Origin of the sequence: Zhongshania aliphaticivorans (assembly GCF_902705855.1) — a bacterium.
Taxonomy (GTDB): Bacteria; Pseudomonadota; Gammaproteobacteria; order Pseudomonadales; family Spongiibacteraceae; genus Spongiibacter; species Spongiibacter aliphaticivorans_B.
On record NZ_CACSIJ010000002.1, the window covers coordinates 1 to 18,512 of the forward strand.

The window sequence follows — 18,512 nt, forward strand, 5'->3', positions numbered from 1 at the left end:
ATGTAGCTCTTAGTATGTCGGACTTCGCATGTCTTAGTTAGGCGGTCAGAGTAAGTAGTCATTACGAACGTGGCATCACGGAGTACGTCGTATGTCGGATGTCGGATGTCGGATGTCGGATGTCGGAAATTTTCTGGGTATCCGCAAACACTGTCAAATGCTGCTTTTGAATTTTCATCAGACGCCCGACGTCAGACCTCCGACTTAAGCTTAAAGCACTACCGTTTCAATCCTCAAAAAATCACCTAGTTCAGCCAGTAACTTATCGCCTGAACGCAGCGGCCCAACACCCGCCGGCGTTCCAGTCAAAACGACATCGCCGGGCATTAAGCTAAAGCTGTGACTGATCTCACTTAATAAATTTTCAACGCTGAATAGCATGTCACTACAGCTACCCTGCTGCTGTACGTCGCCGTTACGCGTTAAGCGCAAGGTTAGCGTTGCAAAATCTAGGTTTTGATCAAAGGGCACAAAGTCTGCAAGCGGGCACGCGCCGTCGAAGGCTTTAGCGCGCTCCCAGGGATGGCCTTTTTTCTTAAGCTCGTCTTGTAGCTCACGCAGGGTCAAATCTAGGGCAAGCCCGATTCCGGCAATGGCAGCGCGGCACTCTTCTGGCGCCGCCTTAGTCAACGGCTGCCCAATCAACAAGGCCATTTCCAACTCGTGATGACAGGCGCCAAAGCCAGAGGGCAACAGCAATGGCTCGGCCATTGCCACCATCGCCGTCGCCGGCTTAATAAACAGCAACGGCGACGCTGGTATTGCATTGCCCAGTTCTTTTACGTGATCTGCATAATTTCTGCCCACGCACACCACCTTGCCCGGTGCGTGCGCAAACTCAGCTTGACCAACAATGTGATGGCGGTACGTCGACATAGCAAACAAGCCCTTTATTAATCGAATATCTTACCGGGGTTCATAATGCCCTTGGGATCAAAAACCTGTTTCACCTGACGCATCAAGGCAATTTCTGTTTCTGAACGGGAATACGGTAAATAGGCTTTTTTCAATAAACCCACACCATGCTCGGCAGACACGCTGCCACCATATTTGGCGACAATTTCAAACACCCCAGTGCTGACCGTGCCGCACTTTTCAAAGAACTCATCCTTATCCATATCGTCTGGCTTGAGGATATTAAGATGCAAATTGCCGTCGCCGATATGGCCAAACCAAATGATTTCAAAATCGGGGTATTGGGCGTCCACCAAGGTTTCGACGGCTTCTAAGAAATCGGGCACCCGAGAAATAATGGTAGAGATATCGTTTTTATAGGGCGTCCACTTAGAAATGGTTTCAGAGATATCTTCTCGCAAGCGCCACAGATTTTTGAGCTGCTCTAAGCTTTGGCTCATCACCCCATCAGTGACCCAGCCCTCTTCAACGCAGGTTTCAAACAAAGCCATGGCCTGCGCCTCAACCTCGTCATTCAGGCATTCAAATTCCAACAAGGCGTAATAGGGGCACGTCGATTCAAAGGGACGTGGCACATTGCTATGGGCAACCACTTTTTGCAGCGCCTGCTCCGAGAAAAACTCAAACGCCGTTAAATCCATCTCCGCCTGAAAGCGGTTAAACAAATTCATAATGCCGCTAAAATCTTCCACCCCAAGCACAAAGGCAGTGAGGTTTTTAGGTGGCCGCGTAAGCTGCATAGTCGCTTCTACGATCAGCCCCAGGGTGCCTTCTGCACCAATAAACAGCTGGCGTAAATCGTAGCCCGCGTTGTTCTTCAACAGGCCGCGATTCAACTCCAGCATATCGCCGTTGCCGGTGACGACTTTTAAACCCGCCACCCAGTCGCGAGTCATGCCGTAGCGAATAACTTTAATACCGCCAGCATTGGTCGCGATATTGCCGCCAATTTGCGACGAGCCCGCCGAGGCAAAATCGACGGGGTAAAACAATCCGCGCTCTTCGGCAAAATCCTGTAACTGCTCGGTAATCACACCTGCTTGGCAAACCACCGTGCGGTCAATGGGGTCGAAGTCGCTGATATGGCTCATATAGTCAAAAGACACAACCACTTCGCCATTGGCGGCTACCGCACCACCGCTCAAACCGGTGCGGCCGCCAGAAGGCACAATGGCAAAGTCTAATTTATTAGCCAGCTTTACCACCGCCTGCACTTCTGCCGCCGTGCGCGGAAACACCACCGCCAGCGGCGCAGGAGTGTGCGCCTTGGTCCAATCTCGGCCATGACTTAACAGAATTTCGGCGTCGCTACGCACTTTGTCGTCGCCGACGATCGCCTGCAGCTCACTAATAATGGTTTCGGATGACGGAACAGGGCTTGCCGACATGGTAAAAATGCCTCTCTGAATAGCACTTGGGAAAGGCGAATATGATACCATACTGCGCTTTCACAGTACCTCAAAGTGGGGCTAGCAAACTCATGGCAAAAACATCCCTCGACAAAGCCAAAATTAAATTCTTGTTATTGGAAGGACTTCACCAGTCCTCTGTCGACGCCCTGCATGCAGCGGGTTACACCAATATCGACTACTACCAAAAAGCCCTGCCTGACGACGAGCTCAAGAAAAAGATCGCCGACGCCCATTTTGTCGGCATTCGTTCGCGCACTCAGCTTACCGAAGAAGTACTCGACGAAGCCAAAAAGCTGATTGCCATCGGCTGCTTCTGCATCGGCACCAACCAAGTTAATTTACAGGCAGCCACCGAGCGCGGCATTGCCGTATTTAATGCGCCGTTTTCAAATACTCGCTCCGTTGCCGAACTCGTTATTGCCGAAGCCATACTATTAATGCGCGGCCTAGCCGAGAAAAACGCCGCCGCTCATCGTGGTGAGTGGATGAAATCTGCGATTGGCTCATACGAAATTCGCGGTAAACGCCTTGGTATTATCGGTTATGGCTCTATCGGCATGCAGCTTTCCGTTATCGCCGAAAGTTTGGGCATGGAAGTGTGCTTTACCGACGTGGTCAACAAATTACCGCTAGGCAACGCCAGCCAAATCAGCTTAGGCGAACTACTCGCCACCGCAGATGTTATCAGCCTACACGTGCCAGAAACCGCGTCTACCCAAATGATGATTGGCGCCAATGAACTGGCTCAAATGAAAACCGGCGCCATCTTAATTAATGCGGCACGCGGCACCGTGGTTGATATCGACGCACTCGTCAACGTACTGCGCGACAACAAGCTCGCAGGCGCCGCCATCGACGTTTTTCCAGAAGAACCACGCAGCAATAACGATGAATTTATTTCACCACTGCGCGAATTCGACAATGTCTTCTTAACACCACACGTCGGCGGCTCTACCGTTGAAGCCCAGCTCAATATCGGCATGGAAGTCGCTGACAAGCTAGTAAAATACTCAGATAACGGCACCAGCACCTCTTCAGTTAACTTCCCTGAAGTAGCGCTACCTGCCCACCCCGGCAAGCACCGTATTCTGCACATTCACCACAATGTGCCCGGCATACTCAGCGCGATTAACCTTATCTTCTCTGAGAACAACATCAACATCTCTAGCCAGTACCTGCAAACCAGCGAGAAAGTAGGTTACGTGGTCATTGATATTGACGAAGCCTCTAGCGAATTTGCGGTAGAAAAACTGCTGGATGTGAAAGGCACCATTCGCTGCCGCGTACTTTTCTAAACACTTTATAGGAAACATTGTCGAATATGGCTGATATTCTCTCCCCCGAACTCGCCGCACTGCTAGATAAAAGCGCGCTCGTCGGCATCAGCTATTTCGACATTAACGGCGATGCCCTACAGCAAAGAATGTTAGCCGGCACCGTGGTTAGAGTCACCATAAAAGACGGCATCACCCTGCGCCAACACAATGAGGAAGAATTCACCCTGCCCTCATCAATGGCCCCGTGGTTTCTTGCTCCTGCCGGCAATTACAAAACCAGTGATGGCGAAGCCGTTAGCAACCCAGACTACCTCGTTACGTGGAATGTCCATCGCTGTCAAGACACCGACAAGCCCGAAGGCGAACACCAGTGGTGGGAATGGGTGGCGAATACTACACCACCATCGGTGGGATGAGCTACGGGAGTCGGCTTGACGGGAGATGGGAGACGCTTAAAGGCATTCGCTTCGCTCATAAGAACACCCGCTTTTGCGTTCACCGTCTCCCATCAAACATTCAGACCCCAAATATGGGCTTCCGACATCAGACACCCGACTTTCCTATAGATAATCATCACAAGCCTGCCACAACTGTTCTCGAAAACGCTCGCCCTCCTTCGCAAGATGATGCCGCGCTCCCGATACATAAACAATTTTCGCATTGGGAAACTTAGCTTGAATCCGTGGCAAGTTGTAACGCCACTCAACCGTTTCGTCTTGATCGCCCTGCAAAATAAGTAAAGAGCTAGCCACCGGCTTTTGGCGATGAAACCACGGTTGCCATTTTTTAAGTGCGCCCACCCAACTTAGCGGTAAAGATCGAGCTTGCAGCGGATCGCGCTCTCGCAAAAACTCCAAAAATAATTGGTCATCGGAGTTGTCGGCAAATTTACGCGGCAGGCTATGTATAAAATATTTCAACAGACTGTGAGCTGGCTTTCCCCACCACCAATCGCAGGGCTTTAACAGCGGTGCAAGTAACACAACGCGTTCAAAATCTGCATCGCCACCACTTAGCAGGTGCGACATAAGCACAGCACAACCTGTGCTTTGCGCGAGCGCTACACGCCGCGATGGCAAGCCAAAATTGGCCACGACGGCGAAGGCATCGCTCAGCACTTGGCGGTAACGCATAAAATCATCAATCGCAGCGCGCTCTCCCGTAGACAAACCATGCCCGGGTAAGTCGTAGGCGACAACAGAATAACCATGTTTTAAAAAATAATTTATAACGTTATTAAATAAACCAACATGATCATAATAGCCATGATAAACAAAAGCCGTGCTATGGGCATCTGCCAACTGAAAAACCTGCATGGCTATACGCTCACCGGCGCTATCGAAGGCACCAAAGAGGTGGCGCAATGTTGGATAGCGCTCCTCGTAATCAATATCGTAGTAACGGCTATACTCAGGCGCCCATTCAACATCAGAAATTAAACTGGTCGCAGCTATTTCTGGCAAGGGAGGAAGATTGAACGGATCTAAATCTGGCGACCAATTGAACAAATGAGCGTACTCCGAAATTAAATTAGTGAAGCCATTTTGCCTAAGCCAAACCAGCGGCTTGCGCACTTATGCCGCGTTGCGCCAGTACGCGATTATGATCATCGGGAAGACACATCACCGCGTGCTCTTCTGCGTCTAGCTGAGCAAGGCTTACCGCCACAATGTCTTCAGCATTCCACCAAAGCTCATCGGCCACTTTACTCTGATCAAGCGCCGCCAAGGGCTCTCTACTACTAAAATCACTGCGAGTGTAACTAGGGCACAGGCACTGCACGCGAATACCATCAGCTTGCACTTCCTGCTGCAGCGCCTGTGAAAACATATTCAAAAATGTTTTGCTCGCGCCGTATACCGCAGAATATTTTACTGGGAAAAAGCTGCCGACCGACGACACATTAATCACCACTCCCCGCCCTTCATCTTTCATATAAGGCAGGGCAGCGCGGCAAAGTGCCAATGTGGCATTGCAGTGCAGATTGACCATGGCCATTTCCATATCCATATCTGACTCAGCAAAACGCCCGTGGGTAGCAAATCCCGCATTATTGACTAGCATTGTGACGGGCCCTTTCTGACGAATAGCTTCCATCACCCGAGTTAGCCCCTCGGTGCTGGTTAAATCCAGAGCCAAACTCGTAATACTTAAATCTGCGTGCTCCAGCTCTGCAACAACGCTCGCTAGCTTGTCAGCGTCGCGGCCAATTAAAATCATGCCCTTGCAACGCGGCGCTAATTGCTGGGCAAAAGCACGCCCAATTCCCGCCGATGCACCCGTAATTAAGGCAATTTCTGTTCGCGACTGCGCACTCATTTTGTTTCCTTTTTATTTATCGATTGGCAGCATAGTACCTCAGCGCATATTGGCCGCAAAACCCCAAGCGGATTATAGGCAGACCACCGTGATTTTTATTTGTCGCAGCGCTCAGCTCTGGGCTAAGCTGTTTGGATCTATCAATCGCTCGGAAGGTATTATGTCAGCAAGGCTTTGCTCGCTTATCAACACCGAATTGGCCATTGTGCAAGCACCTATGGCTGGGGTGCAGGGCAGTAAGCTCGCTATCGCGGTGTCAAACGCCGGCGGCCTTGGCTCTCTGCCCTGCGCAATGTTAAGCGACGACACACTCCTCGCTGAACTCAACACACTTAGTAAGCAAACAGACAAACCCTACCAGCTAAATTTTTTCTGCCACACCCCGCCGCAGCAAGACCACACAGCAGAGGCCGTATGGCGACAGCTACTTAGCCCCTACTACAATGAATTCGACCTAGATATTAAGGACATTAAGAGCGGCCCCGCACGCAAACCTTTCACCAGTGCCACCGCAGACTTAATAGAAAAATTTAAGCCGCCGGTTATCAGTTTTCATTTTGGATTACCTAATGCAAGCCTGCTAGACCGCATTAAAAGCTGGGGTAGCGTCATATTGGCGTCAGCTACCACCGTTGAAGAAGCGCGATGGCTGCAAGCCCACGGCGCCGATGCCATTATCGCCCAGGGGCTTGAAGCCGGCGGCCATCGAGGTATGTTTCTCTCTAGTAATATCAACGAGCAATTACCGCTACGAGATTTGCTGGCGGCGATTAAACCCCTTATCAACATTCCGATTATCGCCGCAGGCGGGATTAGCTCTGCTAACACTATTGCCGAAATTATGACCCTCGGCGCCGACGGCGTACAAATCGGAACAGCATTTTTACTCTGCCCAGAGGCAGATACCAGTGCAGTTCATCGCCGCGCACTCCACGACAAAGCACACCCAACTACCTTGACCAATATTTTTTCCGGCCGTCCCGCTCGTGGCATTAGCAACCGCTTAATCCGCGAACTTGGCCCAATCAATCCGCATGCACCGGCATTTCCGCTGGCGAGCACCGCTATCGGCCCGCTTCGCAGCCATGCCGAAAAGCAAGAGAGCAGCGATTTCTCGCCACTTTGGGCAGGAAGTGATTACCGCCACTGCCGCGACATTCCCGCTGCGCAATTAATCGCAGAACTTGCCGACGGCTTCACTAGTCATTACACGCCATAAAGCGGCTCACCCAACATCAAGAGAAAATGATCTATGAGAAAACTAATGATCTATTTTGCCGCCGGCAGCATTGGCGCCGTCGCAAACAGCCTTGCACTTTGGTGGCTGGGTTATTACGGACTAACGGCACGATATGATATTGCGATTGCGCCCCACCTCAGCCCTGAGTGGATGTATCCGCGCATTGTGTGGGGTGGGATTTGGGGTCTATTGTTTATACTGCCAATGCTGCAATCTCGCCTATTACTGAAGGGCTTAATTATTAGCCTTGCACCAACAGCGGTGCAGTTACTGGTCTTTTTCCCTCAAGCCAACAAGGGCCTCGGCGGCACCGAGCTGGGAATTTACACGCCGATTTTAGTGCTCTTGGTCAACGGTATTTGGGGGCTTGCCGCCGCACTTAGCCTGCGTTTTTCGCGGTAAGTTACTTGCGCTAATTTTTTTATACACTACATTTCTTAAACATCTATCTTTCTTTCCGAGGAAATAGCCATGCTAAATGAGTTTAAGAAATTTGCCATGCGTGGCAATGTTGTTGATATGGCCGTCGGCATCATCATTGGCGGCGCCTTTACGACCATCGTTAAAAGTATGGTAGCCGATGTGATTATGCCGCCGATTGGTATTTTAATGGGCGGCGTCGATTTCGCGGAATTGTTTATCACCCTACAAGAAGGCACCGAGGTCGCGGCGCCCTACGCTACCCTCGCTGCGGCAAAAGCGGCAGGCGCTGTCACCATTAACTACGGGATTTTCATTAACGCGGTAATCAGTTTTATTATTGTTGCGTTTTCAGTATTTATGCTCATCCGAGCAATGAACAATATGAAACGTAAAGAAGAAGAGGCTGCCCCCGCAGAACCTACTACCAAAGAGTGTCCGCACTGCATTAGCCAAATTGCGATTAAGGCAACGCGCTGCTCTTGCTGTACATCAGAGCTGGTCTAATTTTTTAAATCCCCAGCAAATTACCCGCTGGGGATGAATACTACTTAGCACTTGTTAATTTTTTCCAGCCATCTTGCCCAAGCAGTGTGATCAGACGCTTTTTATTCACACTTAAAACCTCGTTCTTCGCCACCGCAATCAGCTCGTCGCGAACCTCAGGCTTTACTCCCGCTAAAACGTACAAATGACGCTGCGGACTTGCTGCTTTCTCTAAAATTTTCACACCTTTAAATTTAGCCACCCGCACCAAGTCTTTGGCATCTGGCAATTCAAGAGCGGTGTTTGGTGGTAACTGCGCGGCGACATCTGCCAGCGCGTAGTCGAGTAAATTGGCAACCACAGCAATCATTGCGGCTTTTCCGGCTAAGCGGTTTTGAAGCGAGATAGACGGCAAACGGCTTTTATCTCCGTAGGCCAAAAAATCTGCGCCTTCATAACCGTCTAGGCTACACAGCCATTCTGGAGCGTCACGCCTATCACTGTCTGGGTAGGCGCACTCCGCCTGCACCGACGTCGCAAAAATACAGCCCAGCATCAAGCTTAGCAGCGAACCCTGTCGCATCCCCTTACTCCTATTGCTAATATCCTGCCGGCAGCCTACAAGGAATCGGCGGTTTCAGCCACCGCAACTCACACTGAATTCAGTGAAACCACTGCTACAACGTACGAGGTCAGAATGAAGAACCCGCTTCCTGCAAAAATGCCAATTCCTCCGCAGTAGAGACTCGACCAAGCAAAGCGTTACGGTGAGGATAACGACCAAAGCGCGCGATAATGTCATGATGAGCAACGGCAAAACGATAATTATTTTCTAGGCCCAAAGCCTCATAAAGCCGCAGCGATGCATTCTGAATAGCCAGAGATTCGCTGTGCATATACGGCATATACAAAAAAATACGCTGCTCTTCCGTTAATTCCGCGTCGGCATAGGCACGAATGGCCTCCTGCGCGAGCACTAATGCCTGCCCATCGGCGGCAAATGCGCGCGGGCTATCGCGAAAAATATTACGGGAAAACTGATCCAGCACCATAATTTCAGCAAGTCGCCCCAGCGGCTTATGCCGCCAAGAATAAAGCTCTCCTGCTAGCGCCGCGTGATGAATGTCGCCAAAACGCCTCACGATAGTACTGTCTAATTCAGTGCTGCCTGCAAACCACGCTGAAGACGGTAGCTCAGCAAACCAAAATTCTATTATCGACCGATAGTGCATTGCGAACGGCTACCCCTTATTCCCTAAAAGCTGCGCCTATTATCGTCATAATTTTAGAAACTGAAAGTGCGGAATTACCCTGATCGACTCAGACACTGCTAGAATACGACCCGGCGACAACCCCACACATTCCCCAGGAGCGGCTGATGCCCAAGGCAAAAACGGTCAATTTTGAAACCTCACTCACCGAGCTAGAAAAGCTAGTTCAGAGCATGGAGTCTGGCGAACTTAGTTTAGAGGATTCATTGAAAGCTTTTGAAAGCGGCATGCAATTAAGCCGCGACTGCCAGCAAGCCCTGGCGGACGCTGAGCAAAAAGTGCAGCTGTTAATGGAAAAAGACGGCGAAATTGTTAGCAAAGCGCTTAACACGGACGATTAATAGATGAACCGAGAGTTTTCGGACTTTCTCGCTAACTGCCAGCAGCGGGTGCAACACGCCCTGCCCGAGCGTTTACAAAATACCGGTAGCGAATTTGCCGACGCCAACGCATCTCAGCGCTTACAAGTCTTAAGCGACGCGAGCTTATACAGCCTGCTCAATGGCGGAAAGCGCGTGCGCGCCACCTTGGTTTACGCCACCGCCCAAGCCCTCAACAGCAATATCGACGGCCTAGACGACATTGCCTGCGCCATTGAAATGGTTCACGCCTACTCGCTTGTTCACGATGATTTGCCCGCAATGGACAACGACGACCTACGGCGCGGCAAACCCACCTGCCACATTGCCTACGACGAAGCGACCGCCATTCTCGTTGGCGACGCACTACAAGCCCGCGCTTTTGAGCTGCTTGCCAATTTACCTGGACGCGACGCTGACACCAAACTCGCATTAATTCAGCAGCTCAGCGCCGCCGCCGGCCCTCGCGGCATGGTAGGCGGCCAAGCCATCGACCTCGCCTCAGTCAATCAGCAACTCGACCTAAGCTCACTGCAAACCATGCATCAACTTAAAACCGGCGCGCTCATTCGGGTGGCAATTAGCATGAGCGCAACATGGTGTCAGGCTAACGCCGAACAGACCGCCAAGCTTGACGCCTACGGCAAGGCCATCGGCCTGTCCTTTCAAGTTCAAGACGATATCATTGACATCGAGAGCAACACCGAAACACTGGGAAAAACCCAAGGTGCGGACCTCGCCCTAAACAAACCCACCTTTCCAGCTCTGCTGGGCCTAGCCGGCGCAAAGACATTAGCCGCCAAACTACACCAAGGCGCACTCGCCGCACTGAGCGACTTTGACGAAAACGCCGATCCGCTACGCGCGCTATCGCACTATATTATTGACCGCCAGCACTAATGCCCACACGAGCTCCAGGGGGCTATATGCGCCAATAGAAATCCACTTTATGCGCTACGTGAATAGGTAAAGCCAGTCAAATTCGTTTACAATCTCGCCCTTCCATCGGTTCTGGGTTCTACGCTTGATGTTTCAGGAAATCCCCCTTACAAGGCCAGCCACACCACTGCTGGACACGATCGACTCCCCAGCCGATCTTCGCCGCTTAGAAGAAAACCAACTAAGCGAGCTGGCCCTGCAACTACGGGAATACCTGCTATACACCGTCGGCCAAACCGGTGGCCACTTTGGCGCAGGGCTCGGCGTAGTCGAATTGACTGTTGCCCTACACTATATTTACAACACCCCAGAAGACCGCTTAGTCTGGGACGTTGGCCACCAATGCTACCCACACAAAATTTTAACCGAACGCCGCGAACGCATGGGCGGCATGCGCAAAGCCGATGGGCTGGCAGGCTTTCCAAAGCGCGAAGAAAGCCCTTACGACACCTTTGGCGTCGGCCATTCCAGCACCAGCATTAGCGCCGCATTAGGCATGGCCATTGCTGCGCGCCAACAGGAGTTAGACCGCCATACCGTGGCCGTGATTGGCGACGGCGCAATGACCGCCGGCATGGCCTTTGAAGCCATCAATCACGCCAGCCACACCGGCGCGAATATGCTGGTGGTGCTCAACGACAATCAGATGTCGATCTCTAAGAACACCGGCGGTTTGAACACTTACTTCTCAAAAATGTGGGCCTCTAAAACCTACAATCAAATTCGCAGCGGCGGCAAAACGGTTCTCAAGAAATTTCCACGTTCGGCAACCGATCTTGCCGCACGACTAGAAGAATATATGAAAGGCATGGTGTCGCCGGCCACACTATTTGAAGAGTTAGGCTTCAATTACATTGGCCCCATAGACGGTCACGACCTAAGTGTTTTAGTCCCAACACTGCGCAATCTGCGCGAGCTTCCCGGCCCGCAAATGCTGCATATCATGACCAAAAAGGGTAAAGGCTTTACTCCCGCAGAAGAAGATCCGGTGGGCTTCCACGCTATTTCTAAAATTGAGCCCAAACCTAAAAATGGCCAAGTGCCGGCCGCCAAAGCCAAGCTACCCAAATACCAAGACATCTTTGGAAGCTGGCTCTGCGACCAAGCTGAAATCAGCCCCGAGTTAGTCGCCATCACCCCAGCCATGTGCGAAGGCTCTGGTATGCTGGAGTATTCCGAGCGCTTTGCCGATCGCTTCTACGACGTGGCCATTGCCGAACAACACGCGCTGACCCTAGCTGCGGGTATGGCCTGCGACGGACTAAAGCCCGTCGTCGCTATTTATTCCACGTTTTTACAGCGCGCCTACGACCAGCTTATTCACGACATTGCACTGCAAAATTTAGACGTGACTTTTGGTATTGACCGCGCTGGACTGGTCGGTGAAGACGGCCCAACCCACGCGGGCGCCTTCGACCTTAGTTTTCTGCGCTGCATCCCGAATTTAATTGTGATGGCCCCCGCCGACGAAAACGAAACGCGACAAATGCTACACACCGGTTACGTCCACCCCGGCCCCGCCGCCATTCGCTACCCGCGCGGCACCGGCCCAGGTGTAAAAATTGAAGAAGCCATGCAGCCACTAGAAATAGGCAAAGGCCGCATTGTTCGAGAAGGTGCGCAAATCGCCATTCTCAGCTTTGGCACTCTGCTCGACTCAGCACTCAGAGCCGCAAATGAGATTGGCGCCACAGTTGCCGATATGCGTTTTGTAAAACCCTTAGATACAGATTTAATAGATGCACTGGCAGACGACCACACACTACTCGTCACCATTGAAGAAAATGTCATTGCCGGTGGTGCAGGTAGCGCGGTTTGCGAATACTTGAATCAACAAGGTCGTTGGTTACCCCTGTTGCAATTGGGTTTACCAGATCAATTTATTGATCACGGCAAACACCCACAACTGCTGAGCAACCTAGGCCTAGACAGCGCAGGCATACTCGACAGTATTCGCCGTCGCGCCGCTGCCATCCCCGAGCTGCAAGCCAGTATTACAGCGGCGCAAAACTAAACGGCTTGAACGCTACGCGGAACCAAATAATTAGCCGTCGGTGAGCGAACCATTTCGTTCACCGCACCTAGGGCAATAATGCGCGTAAAAATCTCATCCAAATGCGCGCTATAGGATTTTTCAGGCAGGCAATAACTGGGGCGATAATACGGCAGCGCGCTGAAATCCAAGCGCTCAATTAAACGCACCTCCGCCATATAATTCAGCGCCTTGCTATGGGCTCGCGTAGGTAGAGATTCAGTGGGCCGCAGCGTAATCACAGGCTTATCCATCGCGACCGCCTCAGACACCATACTCAAACTGTCTTCAGTGCAAAATATATGTGATGCGGCACCTAAATAGGCGTCTAATGGCTCGCTTACCTCGCCCTCATACCAAATAGCGGCGTGGCAAATATCATCATCCATATAGCGCCGTAAAATATTTACCCCCGCAGCACCGGTACGCCGTGAAGTACTAATCAACCACTGAATATCGTGTTGCTCACTCAAGGCCCTCACCGCCGCGCCCAAGCGATGCCAATCTGAATCGTGATAACCATAACCACTGCCATTACCGCCAACCAGTAAAGTCCACAGAGGTCTGTCACTATTTTGCAACAGCGGCAAACCCGCGCGCTGACAACGCTCTTGATCAACGCGGCATAAGACCACCGTTGTTGCGACGGCGTTCTTATCACCCAAGTCACCACTTAAACTAAGGTGCGCGCGAATCGCGTGGGAAGGAATTGTATAACTACTGCCAATCAAGGCATTCGAAATACCATGAAGCTGGCTATAGGCCACATTTAGCGCGACCACATTCCCACCAAAAGACACCACCAAATCGACTGGCGCAATCGGCATTTTTTCTATTCGATAAAATACAAACACCATACGCCGCAACATGGGGTTCAAACACACGGCCATTCGCCGCAGCAAATGATTCAGTAATTTCAGCCTCGGCACCACCCGCACAGTAACAATCTCGCACTCGCAGCGCGTACAACGGCTAGCAATCATTCGCGCCAAACCATACGACTGACTAAGATGCCCCGGCTTGCCGTCGTGTAACACCAATATACGAAACTGCTTCATGCTCAACCGCCAAATCACTGTATACATAGAACAGATTAGGCGGAGAGGATGACGCCAAGATAACAAGCAGATGAAGGCTATGAGACAAACCCGCAAATTGCCAAAGGCCAAACAGTAAGAATTACTTGAACCACGCCAAAGACCACATTACTGTGGCTGAGCATGAAAAAATCAATGTTTTATCTTCATTCAAAAATCGCAAGTACTCGACATTATGAGTAAATAATGAGAACAGAATTAAGAGCTAAAATAATCGACGTTTGTAATAAAAAAATTGAAACCAAAGGCTATAATGTCGGCGTTTCATTTTATGCTTTTTTTGCAAACAAAAACGATCATCCTGAGCTACTAATGGAAGCTGCAACTTGGTGGATACAAACCCACCAACTTGATCATTTTGTTAAAGCGCACAAAATTAGAGATATGATTAAAAATGGATTATAGCAGTGCATATAGCACTGACATTAACATCCGTCCGCTGAGAACGTTCGCAGACCGCTTATTATTGCTCAACTTAGCGAGCGGCAAGTACAACAAGACTAGGATCAAAGTTATTTACCAAGCACTGATCCCAGAAAGCCCTTTTCATATAAAAAACTCATCAGCAAACTGAGTTCACAGCAAGTTATTCACCTTACTGATAGAGCCAAGGGTACATGAGGTTTACGAAGAAACTGTCAGGCATGAATGGTTTAGGCGGTGTGATTCATAATAAAAAATTTATCGTTACTTCGCCCAGCAACTAAAGCTGAGATTGATGGCAAATACTAAACGCAAATTAAACCCGTGTATTCTGTCTGAATAAACCGGCATCTCACAAGGGCGCCTTTTTCAAAAGGCGCCCCGTATTAATCCCTAACAAACCAAACCTAAAACAAATGCCCCAACTTACCCGACTTGGTCGCCAGATATTTTGCATTATGGGGATTTTGTCCGGTTTGCAGTGGCAGGCGTTCAACAACCTCTACACCTTGGTCAGTCAGTGCGTTTATCTTGCGCGGGTTATTCGTCATTAAACGCACTTTGGTGATATTCAAATGCTCGCACATCACTGCCAACAAACTGTAGTCACGCATGTCCGCGCCAAAACCCAGTTGTTCGTTGGCTTCAACGGTATCGGCACCGGCGTCTTGCAATTTATAGGCGCGAATTTTATTCAGTAGACCAATCCCACGGCCTTCTTGACGCAGATAGAACAGTACGCCGCGCCCTTCTTCGGCAATTTTCTCCAACGCAGCACGTAACTGTGAGCCGCAGTCGCAGCGCATACTAAACAAGGCATCGCCCGTTAGGCATTCTGAATGCACCCGCGCTAACACAGGCTCACCATTACCAATGTCGCCAAGGCTGAGAACAACGTGTTCTTTACCGTTATCGGTGTCCTCAAAACCATGAATATCAAACACCCCCCATGGGGTGGGAAGTTTAGAGGATTCTATAAAGCTAACTGCCACGGGTATCTCCACGAGCAAATCCGGTGGCGCATTTTATCAGCACGACGCCCGCGAGGCGACCACTGCACTGATATTCATTGGCGAGATCACTAATAACGTGGGGTCAGGACTAAGATGTTATCTCGCTCCTGCAGGTCGATATGCTCTAAAAAGCTCATTCCGAGCAAGATCACATGGGGATGCTCACCCTCAATGACAACCGCCGCAATCTGCTGGGTTTTAATATCACCCACGTCGACGCGACCCAAGGTGATGCCAAAGGCCTTTTTCACACCTCCCGCCGTCGCCACCGCCGTCGCAGTGCCATTTTTATAAGCAATACCTAATTGTTCAGCGTGACGAGAACTCATGGCCACTGAGGTTGCACCGGTATCGACAATCGCATCTGAACTGCGGCCATTAATTGTGACGCGGGTGCGGTATTCCTTGTTGTTATTCTTGTGCAGGGACACTCCAGCCCGTGATGGCTCTCGGTAAATCGTCCCTATCTGCTTATTCAAGCCCAATGTTTTGCGTTTGCCGCCTATCTCCAACACTGTCTGCGCCGGGTTTGCCGACACGACCAGAACGCCAGATGAGTCTCGCTGACCAGCTCTTAATAATTGCTGGCGGCCATCGATTTCCAGCAATGCGGCATTTTCAAATAAGCCCCGCACCACGACCTTTACGGGCTCAGCGTTCGCGGCAACACAGGCAAAACAAAGACATAGCGCCAAAACTAATCTATTGATCACTGGTGTGACTCATGTAATGCCAAAAGCTCAGCGACCACGGCCTCGGGATTTTCTGCTTGAGTAATAGCGCTAATCATTGCCACGCTCCCCACCCCCGTCGCCAATACATCTTTGGCACGTTTGCTATCTATACCGCCAATGGCGGTTAAAGTGTAATCTGGCGATAGCATGGCTACCCAGCGCCGCAATTGCGGAAGCCCCTGTGGAGTCCAGGGCATTTCTTTACTGGTAGTGGAATACACGGGGCCGATGGCGATATAGCTGGGGCGCAAACTATGAGCCCGCGCCACTTCGTAATAGGTGTGAGTGCTAACTCCCAAGCGTAATCCAGCAGCGGCAATTGCAGAGATATCAGCACTGTCTAAATCTTCTTGCCCCAAATGGACACCGTAGGCGCCCTCGCTTATCGCAAGCTGCCAATAGTCGTTGATGAACACGCGCGCATTAAACGTATTACCTAAGGCGATAGCCTCTCGAACTTCGTGCTTGAGAGCCTCGCCGTCTAATTCCTTGACCCGCAACTGAATCGTCTTCACACCACAAGCCAGTAATCGCGCAATCCACTGCGCGCTGTCTACCACCGGATACAAGCCCAACTCACCATCACAGGATGCAAACGCAGTTCGCCGGCCGACCGCTGGCAAACGACGATTCAAACTCGGCAAATCTGCTAAGCGCTGCGGCCAACCAATATGGGCGACTGGACCGGGGCCACCACCCAGCTGCACAGACATCTGCAAGCCCTGACTCACATAGGCTTTAGCAATGACCAAGGCATCGAATAAGGCATAACCCTTGGCCACCGTAGCTGCAATAGCCGACGACAAGGTGCAACCGGTTCCGTGAGTATTTAATGTGTCGATATTGGCCCCGCTAAGCCAAAAGCCCTGCTCCCCGTCTGTCCAATAATCGTGGCGTTCATTGTTGCGGGCACTCAAATGCCCGCCGGTAAGTAGTACCGAGCGAGCGCCTAATGCCACGATATCCGCCGCCGCCCGCTCTACATCATCTAGGTCATTAATTTTTCTATTTAATAAGGTTTCTGCCTCACTCAGATTCGGGGTTAACAAATCTGCCCGGGGCAACAACTTCTCTATTAGCACATCGCAAACACCACTGGGCATCAACTCACCGCCCGAGGTAGACACCATCACCGGATCGCAGACTACAAAGCCCGCATAAGTCTCAAGATATTTACTCACCATCTCGATCACTTCTTTCGAGGCGAGCATACCCAACTTAATTACGTCGGCCTGCAGGTCACTATCTAAGGCGTTAATTTGCGCTGCCAACGTGCGGCGCGGCGTGACAGACACATGGCCGATCGCAAAACTATTTTGCGCAGTAATCGCTGTAATAACCGTACAGCCGTGCACCCCAAAGTCATGGAAGGTTGCTAAATCGGCCTGTATACCCGCGCCACCACCGGAATCAGAACCGGCGATACTCCATGCGATAGGTTTTTTACGACTTGCCATAAATCCTCTATTTTTAGGTGTGACTATCGTCAGTATAGCGGAGGCTGAGAAAGGCGACATAACTTAGCAGGAGTTGAAAATACAAATTAGCAAGCAAGGCGCAGTAAACAGCCAAAACAACCTAGAGAAGATTGGAATCAAAAATGACATATCACGGCAATATAATTGCCGTAGATCGGCTATAAGTTAACGATTTATTGATTCGATCTACGCTCCATCCTTCCACTGCGGCGCTCGAATCAAAAGAATTTCAGTCTATCAACTAGAGGCTGGCCCCCATTTTTCCTCAGCCTGCGCAAGTACTCTCATAGACTCACGCGGCTCAGCAGCATTTAGCGGGTCATAACTAGGGTGAAATGACTTTAAAAGCCGAGGAATTACGAAGGCAAACATTCTGCAACTGACACCCAACATCCGTAGACGGCTTCTCCAAGGGTCTGCGATTTTTCCAGACTTACGATCCTCAGAAATAATATAGAACGCGGTATTAAACATATATTTGAGCATATGCGGACCGGCGTACATGATTCCAAACAATCTGTACCAATAGCTTTTATACAATTTATGAAAAAGTTTAAAGGCTACATGACGATGCTCATATTCTTCTGCCAAATGCCAGCGCCACAAATCAAGCGTGGGATCACACACTGTCGGTGATTCAAGTTCTTTAGCGCCTTCCAAAAAATAACAGGCCATGATCAGACCTAGGGTTTCAAATCCTTCGGTATAAGCAAGACAGAATTTGTGGCTTCGGTTTTCTCCAAAGCCCTTATAATCCGCCTGCATTTTCTTTTCTCGCTGCGCTAATTCTGGGTAGCCACTCGCACGTAATTTTTCATTATATCTCGCGTGATTTTTAAAATGCCGAGTCTCTTGTTGGATGAAAATCTTACAGTCATTAATTAGCTCAGCGTTTTCTTCGCAATCTTCCAGCATTGCGATACCCGCGCGAACCGTCCGATTTAGAAACGGTTCGAGATACGGTAAATATGTCGATGATGCATTCCAAAACTGGGCAAACTCAGGCGTGTCCGGCGTCCAATGCAACTCAGAATCTGTATAGTCAATTTGTATATGTCGCACTTTCATATCGCACACTCCGTAACTAAAAGTTAATT

General features: G+C 50.4%; 20 protein-coding genes. 9 read left to right on the top strand and 11 right to left on the bottom strand.

What is annotated here, in order from left to right; genetic code table 11:
- Positions 1-210: 210 nt before the first annotated feature.
- A complete protein-coding gene (locus GVJ32_RS03290) occupies positions 211-876 on the bottom strand; it encodes a fumarylacetoacetate hydrolase family protein (protein ID WP_159238638.1) in 666 nt (221 codons plus the stop codon).
- A 17-nt stretch (positions 877-893) separates the two neighbouring features.
- Positions 894-2,303 (bottom strand): FAD-binding oxidoreductase, encoded by a 1,410-nt coding sequence (locus tag GVJ32_RS03295; RefSeq protein ID WP_159238639.1) that lies wholly within the window; start codon positions 2,301-2,303, stop codon positions 894-896.
- 92 nt (positions 2,304-2,395) lie between these two features.
- Here GVJ32_RS03295 and serA point away from each other — a divergent pair, with 92 nt between their 5' ends.
- Together serA and GVJ32_RS03305 are read left to right on the top strand one after the other, a co-directional pair.
- The gene (gene serA, locus GVJ32_RS03300) at positions 2,396-3,622 is read left to right on the top strand and encodes a phosphoglycerate dehydrogenase (RefSeq protein ID WP_159238640.1); all 1,227 of its coding nucleotides are present in this window, start codon (positions 2,396-2,398) and stop codon (positions 3,620-3,622) included.
- Between the two features lie 26 nt (positions 3,623-3,648).
- Complete coding sequence (locus tag GVJ32_RS03305) at positions 3,649-4,020, top strand: hypothetical protein (RefSeq protein WP_159238641.1); 372 nt, start codon at positions 3,649-3,651, stop codon at positions 4,018-4,020.
- A gap of 144 nt (positions 4,021-4,164) precedes the next feature.
- On the opposite strand, the gene GVJ32_RS03310 is transcribed toward GVJ32_RS03305, so the two are convergent.
- Together GVJ32_RS03310 and GVJ32_RS03315 are read right to left on the bottom strand one after the other, a co-directional pair.
- Positions 4,165-5,112, bottom strand: a complete 948-nt coding sequence (locus GVJ32_RS03310) for an alpha/beta hydrolase (protein ID WP_159238642.1) — start codon at positions 5,110-5,112, stop codon at positions 4,165-4,167.
- A gap of 40 nt (positions 5,113-5,152) precedes the next feature.
- Positions 5,153-5,923 (bottom strand): SDR family NAD(P)-dependent oxidoreductase, encoded by a 771-nt coding sequence (locus GVJ32_RS03315; RefSeq protein WP_159238643.1) that lies wholly within the window; start codon positions 5,921-5,923, stop codon positions 5,153-5,155.
- Positions 5,924-6,083: 160 nt separating this feature from the next.
- On the opposite strand from GVJ32_RS03315, the gene GVJ32_RS03320 reads away from it, so the two are divergent.
- The 3 genes from GVJ32_RS03320 (at position 6,084) to mscL (ending at position 8,090) form a co-directional block, all read left to right on the top strand.
- Positions 6,084-7,142 carry an NAD(P)H-dependent flavin oxidoreductase gene (locus GVJ32_RS03320; protein ID WP_159238644.1) on the top strand — a complete coding sequence of 353 codons (1,059 nt, stop codon included), beginning with the start codon at positions 6,084-6,086 and terminating at the stop codon, positions 7,140-7,142.
- A 33-nt stretch (positions 7,143-7,175) separates the two neighbouring features.
- Positions 7,176-7,565 carry a hypothetical protein gene (locus GVJ32_RS03325; RefSeq protein WP_159238645.1) on the top strand — a complete coding sequence of 130 codons (390 nt, stop codon included), beginning with the start codon at positions 7,176-7,178 and terminating at the stop codon, positions 7,563-7,565.
- Positions 7,566-7,634: 69 nt separating this feature from the next.
- Positions 7,635-8,090 (top strand): large conductance mechanosensitive channel protein MscL, encoded by a 456-nt coding sequence (gene mscL / locus GVJ32_RS03330; protein WP_159238646.1) that lies wholly within the window; start codon positions 7,635-7,637, stop codon positions 8,088-8,090.
- A gap of 40 nt (positions 8,091-8,130) precedes the next feature.
- On the opposite strand, the gene GVJ32_RS03335 is transcribed toward mscL, so the two are convergent.
- Positions 8,131-8,652, bottom strand: a complete 522-nt coding sequence (locus tag GVJ32_RS03335; protein WP_159238647.1) for a hypothetical protein — start codon at positions 8,650-8,652, stop codon at positions 8,131-8,133.
- 109 nt (positions 8,653-8,761) lie between these two features.
- Positions 8,762-9,301, bottom strand: a complete 540-nt coding sequence (locus tag GVJ32_RS03340) for a DUF924 family protein (RefSeq protein ID WP_159238648.1) — start codon at positions 9,299-9,301, stop codon at positions 8,762-8,764.
- Positions 9,302-9,447: 146 nt separating this feature from the next.
- Here GVJ32_RS03340 and GVJ32_RS03345 point away from each other — a divergent pair, with 146 nt between their 5' ends.
- The 3 genes from GVJ32_RS03345 (at position 9,448) to dxs (ending at position 12,652) form a co-directional block, all read left to right on the top strand.
- The gene (locus tag GVJ32_RS03345; protein ID WP_159238649.1) at positions 9,448-9,681 is read left to right on the top strand and encodes an exodeoxyribonuclease VII small subunit; all 234 of its coding nucleotides are present in this window, start codon (positions 9,448-9,450) and stop codon (positions 9,679-9,681) included.
- 3 nt (positions 9,682-9,684) lie between these two features.
- Positions 9,685-10,599 carry a polyprenyl synthetase family protein gene (locus GVJ32_RS03350; protein WP_159238650.1) on the top strand — a complete coding sequence of 305 codons (915 nt, stop codon included), beginning with the start codon at positions 9,685-9,687 and terminating at the stop codon, positions 10,597-10,599.
- Positions 10,600-10,726: 127 nt separating this feature from the next.
- Entirely contained in the window at positions 10,727-12,652 is a 1,926-nt protein-coding gene (gene dxs / locus GVJ32_RS03355; RefSeq protein WP_159238720.1) for a 1-deoxy-D-xylulose-5-phosphate synthase, read from the top strand.
- Here the strand turns inward: dxs and GVJ32_RS03360 are convergent.
- Positions 12,649-13,728, bottom strand: coding sequence for an ELM1/GtrOC1 family putative glycosyltransferase (locus GVJ32_RS03360; protein ID WP_159238651.1), 1,080 nt, complete (start codon positions 13,726-13,728; stop codon positions 12,649-12,651). The two genes, dxs and GVJ32_RS03360, sit on opposite strands and share 4 nt — an antisense overlap.
- 225 nt (positions 13,729-13,953) lie before the next feature.
- Between GVJ32_RS03360 and GVJ32_RS03365 the strand changes: the two genes are divergently transcribed.
- A complete protein-coding gene (locus GVJ32_RS03365; protein WP_159238652.1) occupies positions 13,954-14,172 on the top strand; it encodes a DUF6500 family protein in 219 nt (72 codons plus the stop codon).
- Positions 14,173-14,597: 425 nt separating this feature from the next.
- On the opposite strand, the gene ribA is transcribed toward GVJ32_RS03365, so the two are convergent.
- From ribA to GVJ32_RS03385, 4 genes are all read right to left on the bottom strand, one after another.
- Positions 14,598-15,182, bottom strand: a complete 585-nt coding sequence (gene ribA, locus GVJ32_RS03370; RefSeq protein ID WP_159238653.1) for a GTP cyclohydrolase II — start codon at positions 15,180-15,182, stop codon at positions 14,598-14,600.
- Between the two features lie 89 nt (positions 15,183-15,271).
- Entirely contained in the window at positions 15,272-15,916 is a 645-nt protein-coding gene (locus GVJ32_RS03375; RefSeq protein ID WP_159238654.1) for a retropepsin-like aspartic protease family protein, read from the bottom strand.
- On the bottom strand, positions 15,913-17,394 hold the full coding sequence (gene thiD / locus GVJ32_RS03380; protein WP_159238655.1) for a bifunctional hydroxymethylpyrimidine kinase/phosphomethylpyrimidine kinase: 1,482 nt from the start codon (positions 17,392-17,394) through the stop codon (positions 15,913-15,915). Before thiD ends, GVJ32_RS03375 begins: the two co-directional genes overlap by 4 nt.
- Positions 17,395-17,652: 258 nt before the next feature.
- Positions 17,653-18,483, bottom strand: a complete 831-nt coding sequence (locus GVJ32_RS03385; protein WP_159238656.1) for a metal-dependent hydrolase — start codon at positions 18,481-18,483, stop codon at positions 17,653-17,655.
- Positions 18,484-18,512 lie beyond the last annotated feature (29 nt).

Bases quoted from the DNA above. Each gene is read 5' to 3' on its own strand.
- GVJ32_RS03290 (WP_159238638.1), bottom strand. From the start codon at position 876: ATGTCGACGTACCGCCATCACATTGTTGGTCAAGCTGAGTTTGCGCAC.
- GVJ32_RS03295 (WP_159238639.1), bottom strand. From the start codon at position 2,303: ATGTCGGCAAGCCCTGTTCCGTCATCCGAAACCATTATTAGTGAGCTG.
- serA (WP_159238640.1), top strand. From the start codon at position 2,396: ATGGCAAAAACATCCCTCGACAAAGCCAAAATTAAATTCTTGTTATTG.
- GVJ32_RS03305 (WP_159238641.1), top strand. From the start codon at position 3,649: ATGGCTGATATTCTCTCCCCCGAACTCGCCGCACTGCTAGATAAAAGC.
- GVJ32_RS03315 (WP_159238643.1), bottom strand. From the start codon at position 5,923: ATGAGTGCGCAGTCGCGAACAGAAATTGCCTTAATTACGGGTGCATCG.
- GVJ32_RS03320 (WP_159238644.1), top strand. From the start codon at position 6,084: ATGTCAGCAAGGCTTTGCTCGCTTATCAACACCGAATTGGCCATTGTG.
- GVJ32_RS03325 (WP_159238645.1), top strand. From the start codon at position 7,176: ATGAGAAAACTAATGATCTATTTTGCCGCCGGCAGCATTGGCGCCGTC.
- mscL (WP_159238646.1), top strand. From the start codon at position 7,635: ATGCTAAATGAGTTTAAGAAATTTGCCATGCGTGGCAATGTTGTTGAT.
- GVJ32_RS03335 (WP_159238647.1), bottom strand. From the start codon at position 8,652: ATGCGACAGGGTTCGCTGCTAAGCTTGATGCTGGGCTGTATTTTTGCG.
- GVJ32_RS03340 (WP_159238648.1), bottom strand. From the start codon at position 9,301: ATGCACTATCGGTCGATAATAGAATTTTGGTTTGCTGAGCTACCGTCT.
- GVJ32_RS03345 (WP_159238649.1), top strand. From the start codon at position 9,448: ATGCCCAAGGCAAAAACGGTCAATTTTGAAACCTCACTCACCGAGCTA.
- GVJ32_RS03350 (WP_159238650.1), top strand. From the start codon at position 9,685: ATGAACCGAGAGTTTTCGGACTTTCTCGCTAACTGCCAGCAGCGGGTG.
- dxs (WP_159238720.1), top strand. From the start codon at position 10,727: ATGTTTCAGGAAATCCCCCTTACAAGGCCAGCCACACCACTGCTGGAC.
- GVJ32_RS03360 (WP_159238651.1), bottom strand. From the start codon at position 13,728: ATGAAGCAGTTTCGTATATTGGTGTTACACGACGGCAAGCCGGGGCAT.
- GVJ32_RS03365 (WP_159238652.1), top strand. From the start codon at position 13,954: ATGAGAACAGAATTAAGAGCTAAAATAATCGACGTTTGTAATAAAAAA.
- thiD (WP_159238655.1), bottom strand. From the start codon at position 17,394: ATGGCAAGTCGTAAAAAACCTATCGCATGGAGTATCGCCGGTTCTGAT.
- GVJ32_RS03385 (WP_159238656.1), bottom strand. From the start codon at position 18,483: ATGAAAGTGCGACATATACAAATTGACTATACAGATTCTGAGTTGCAT.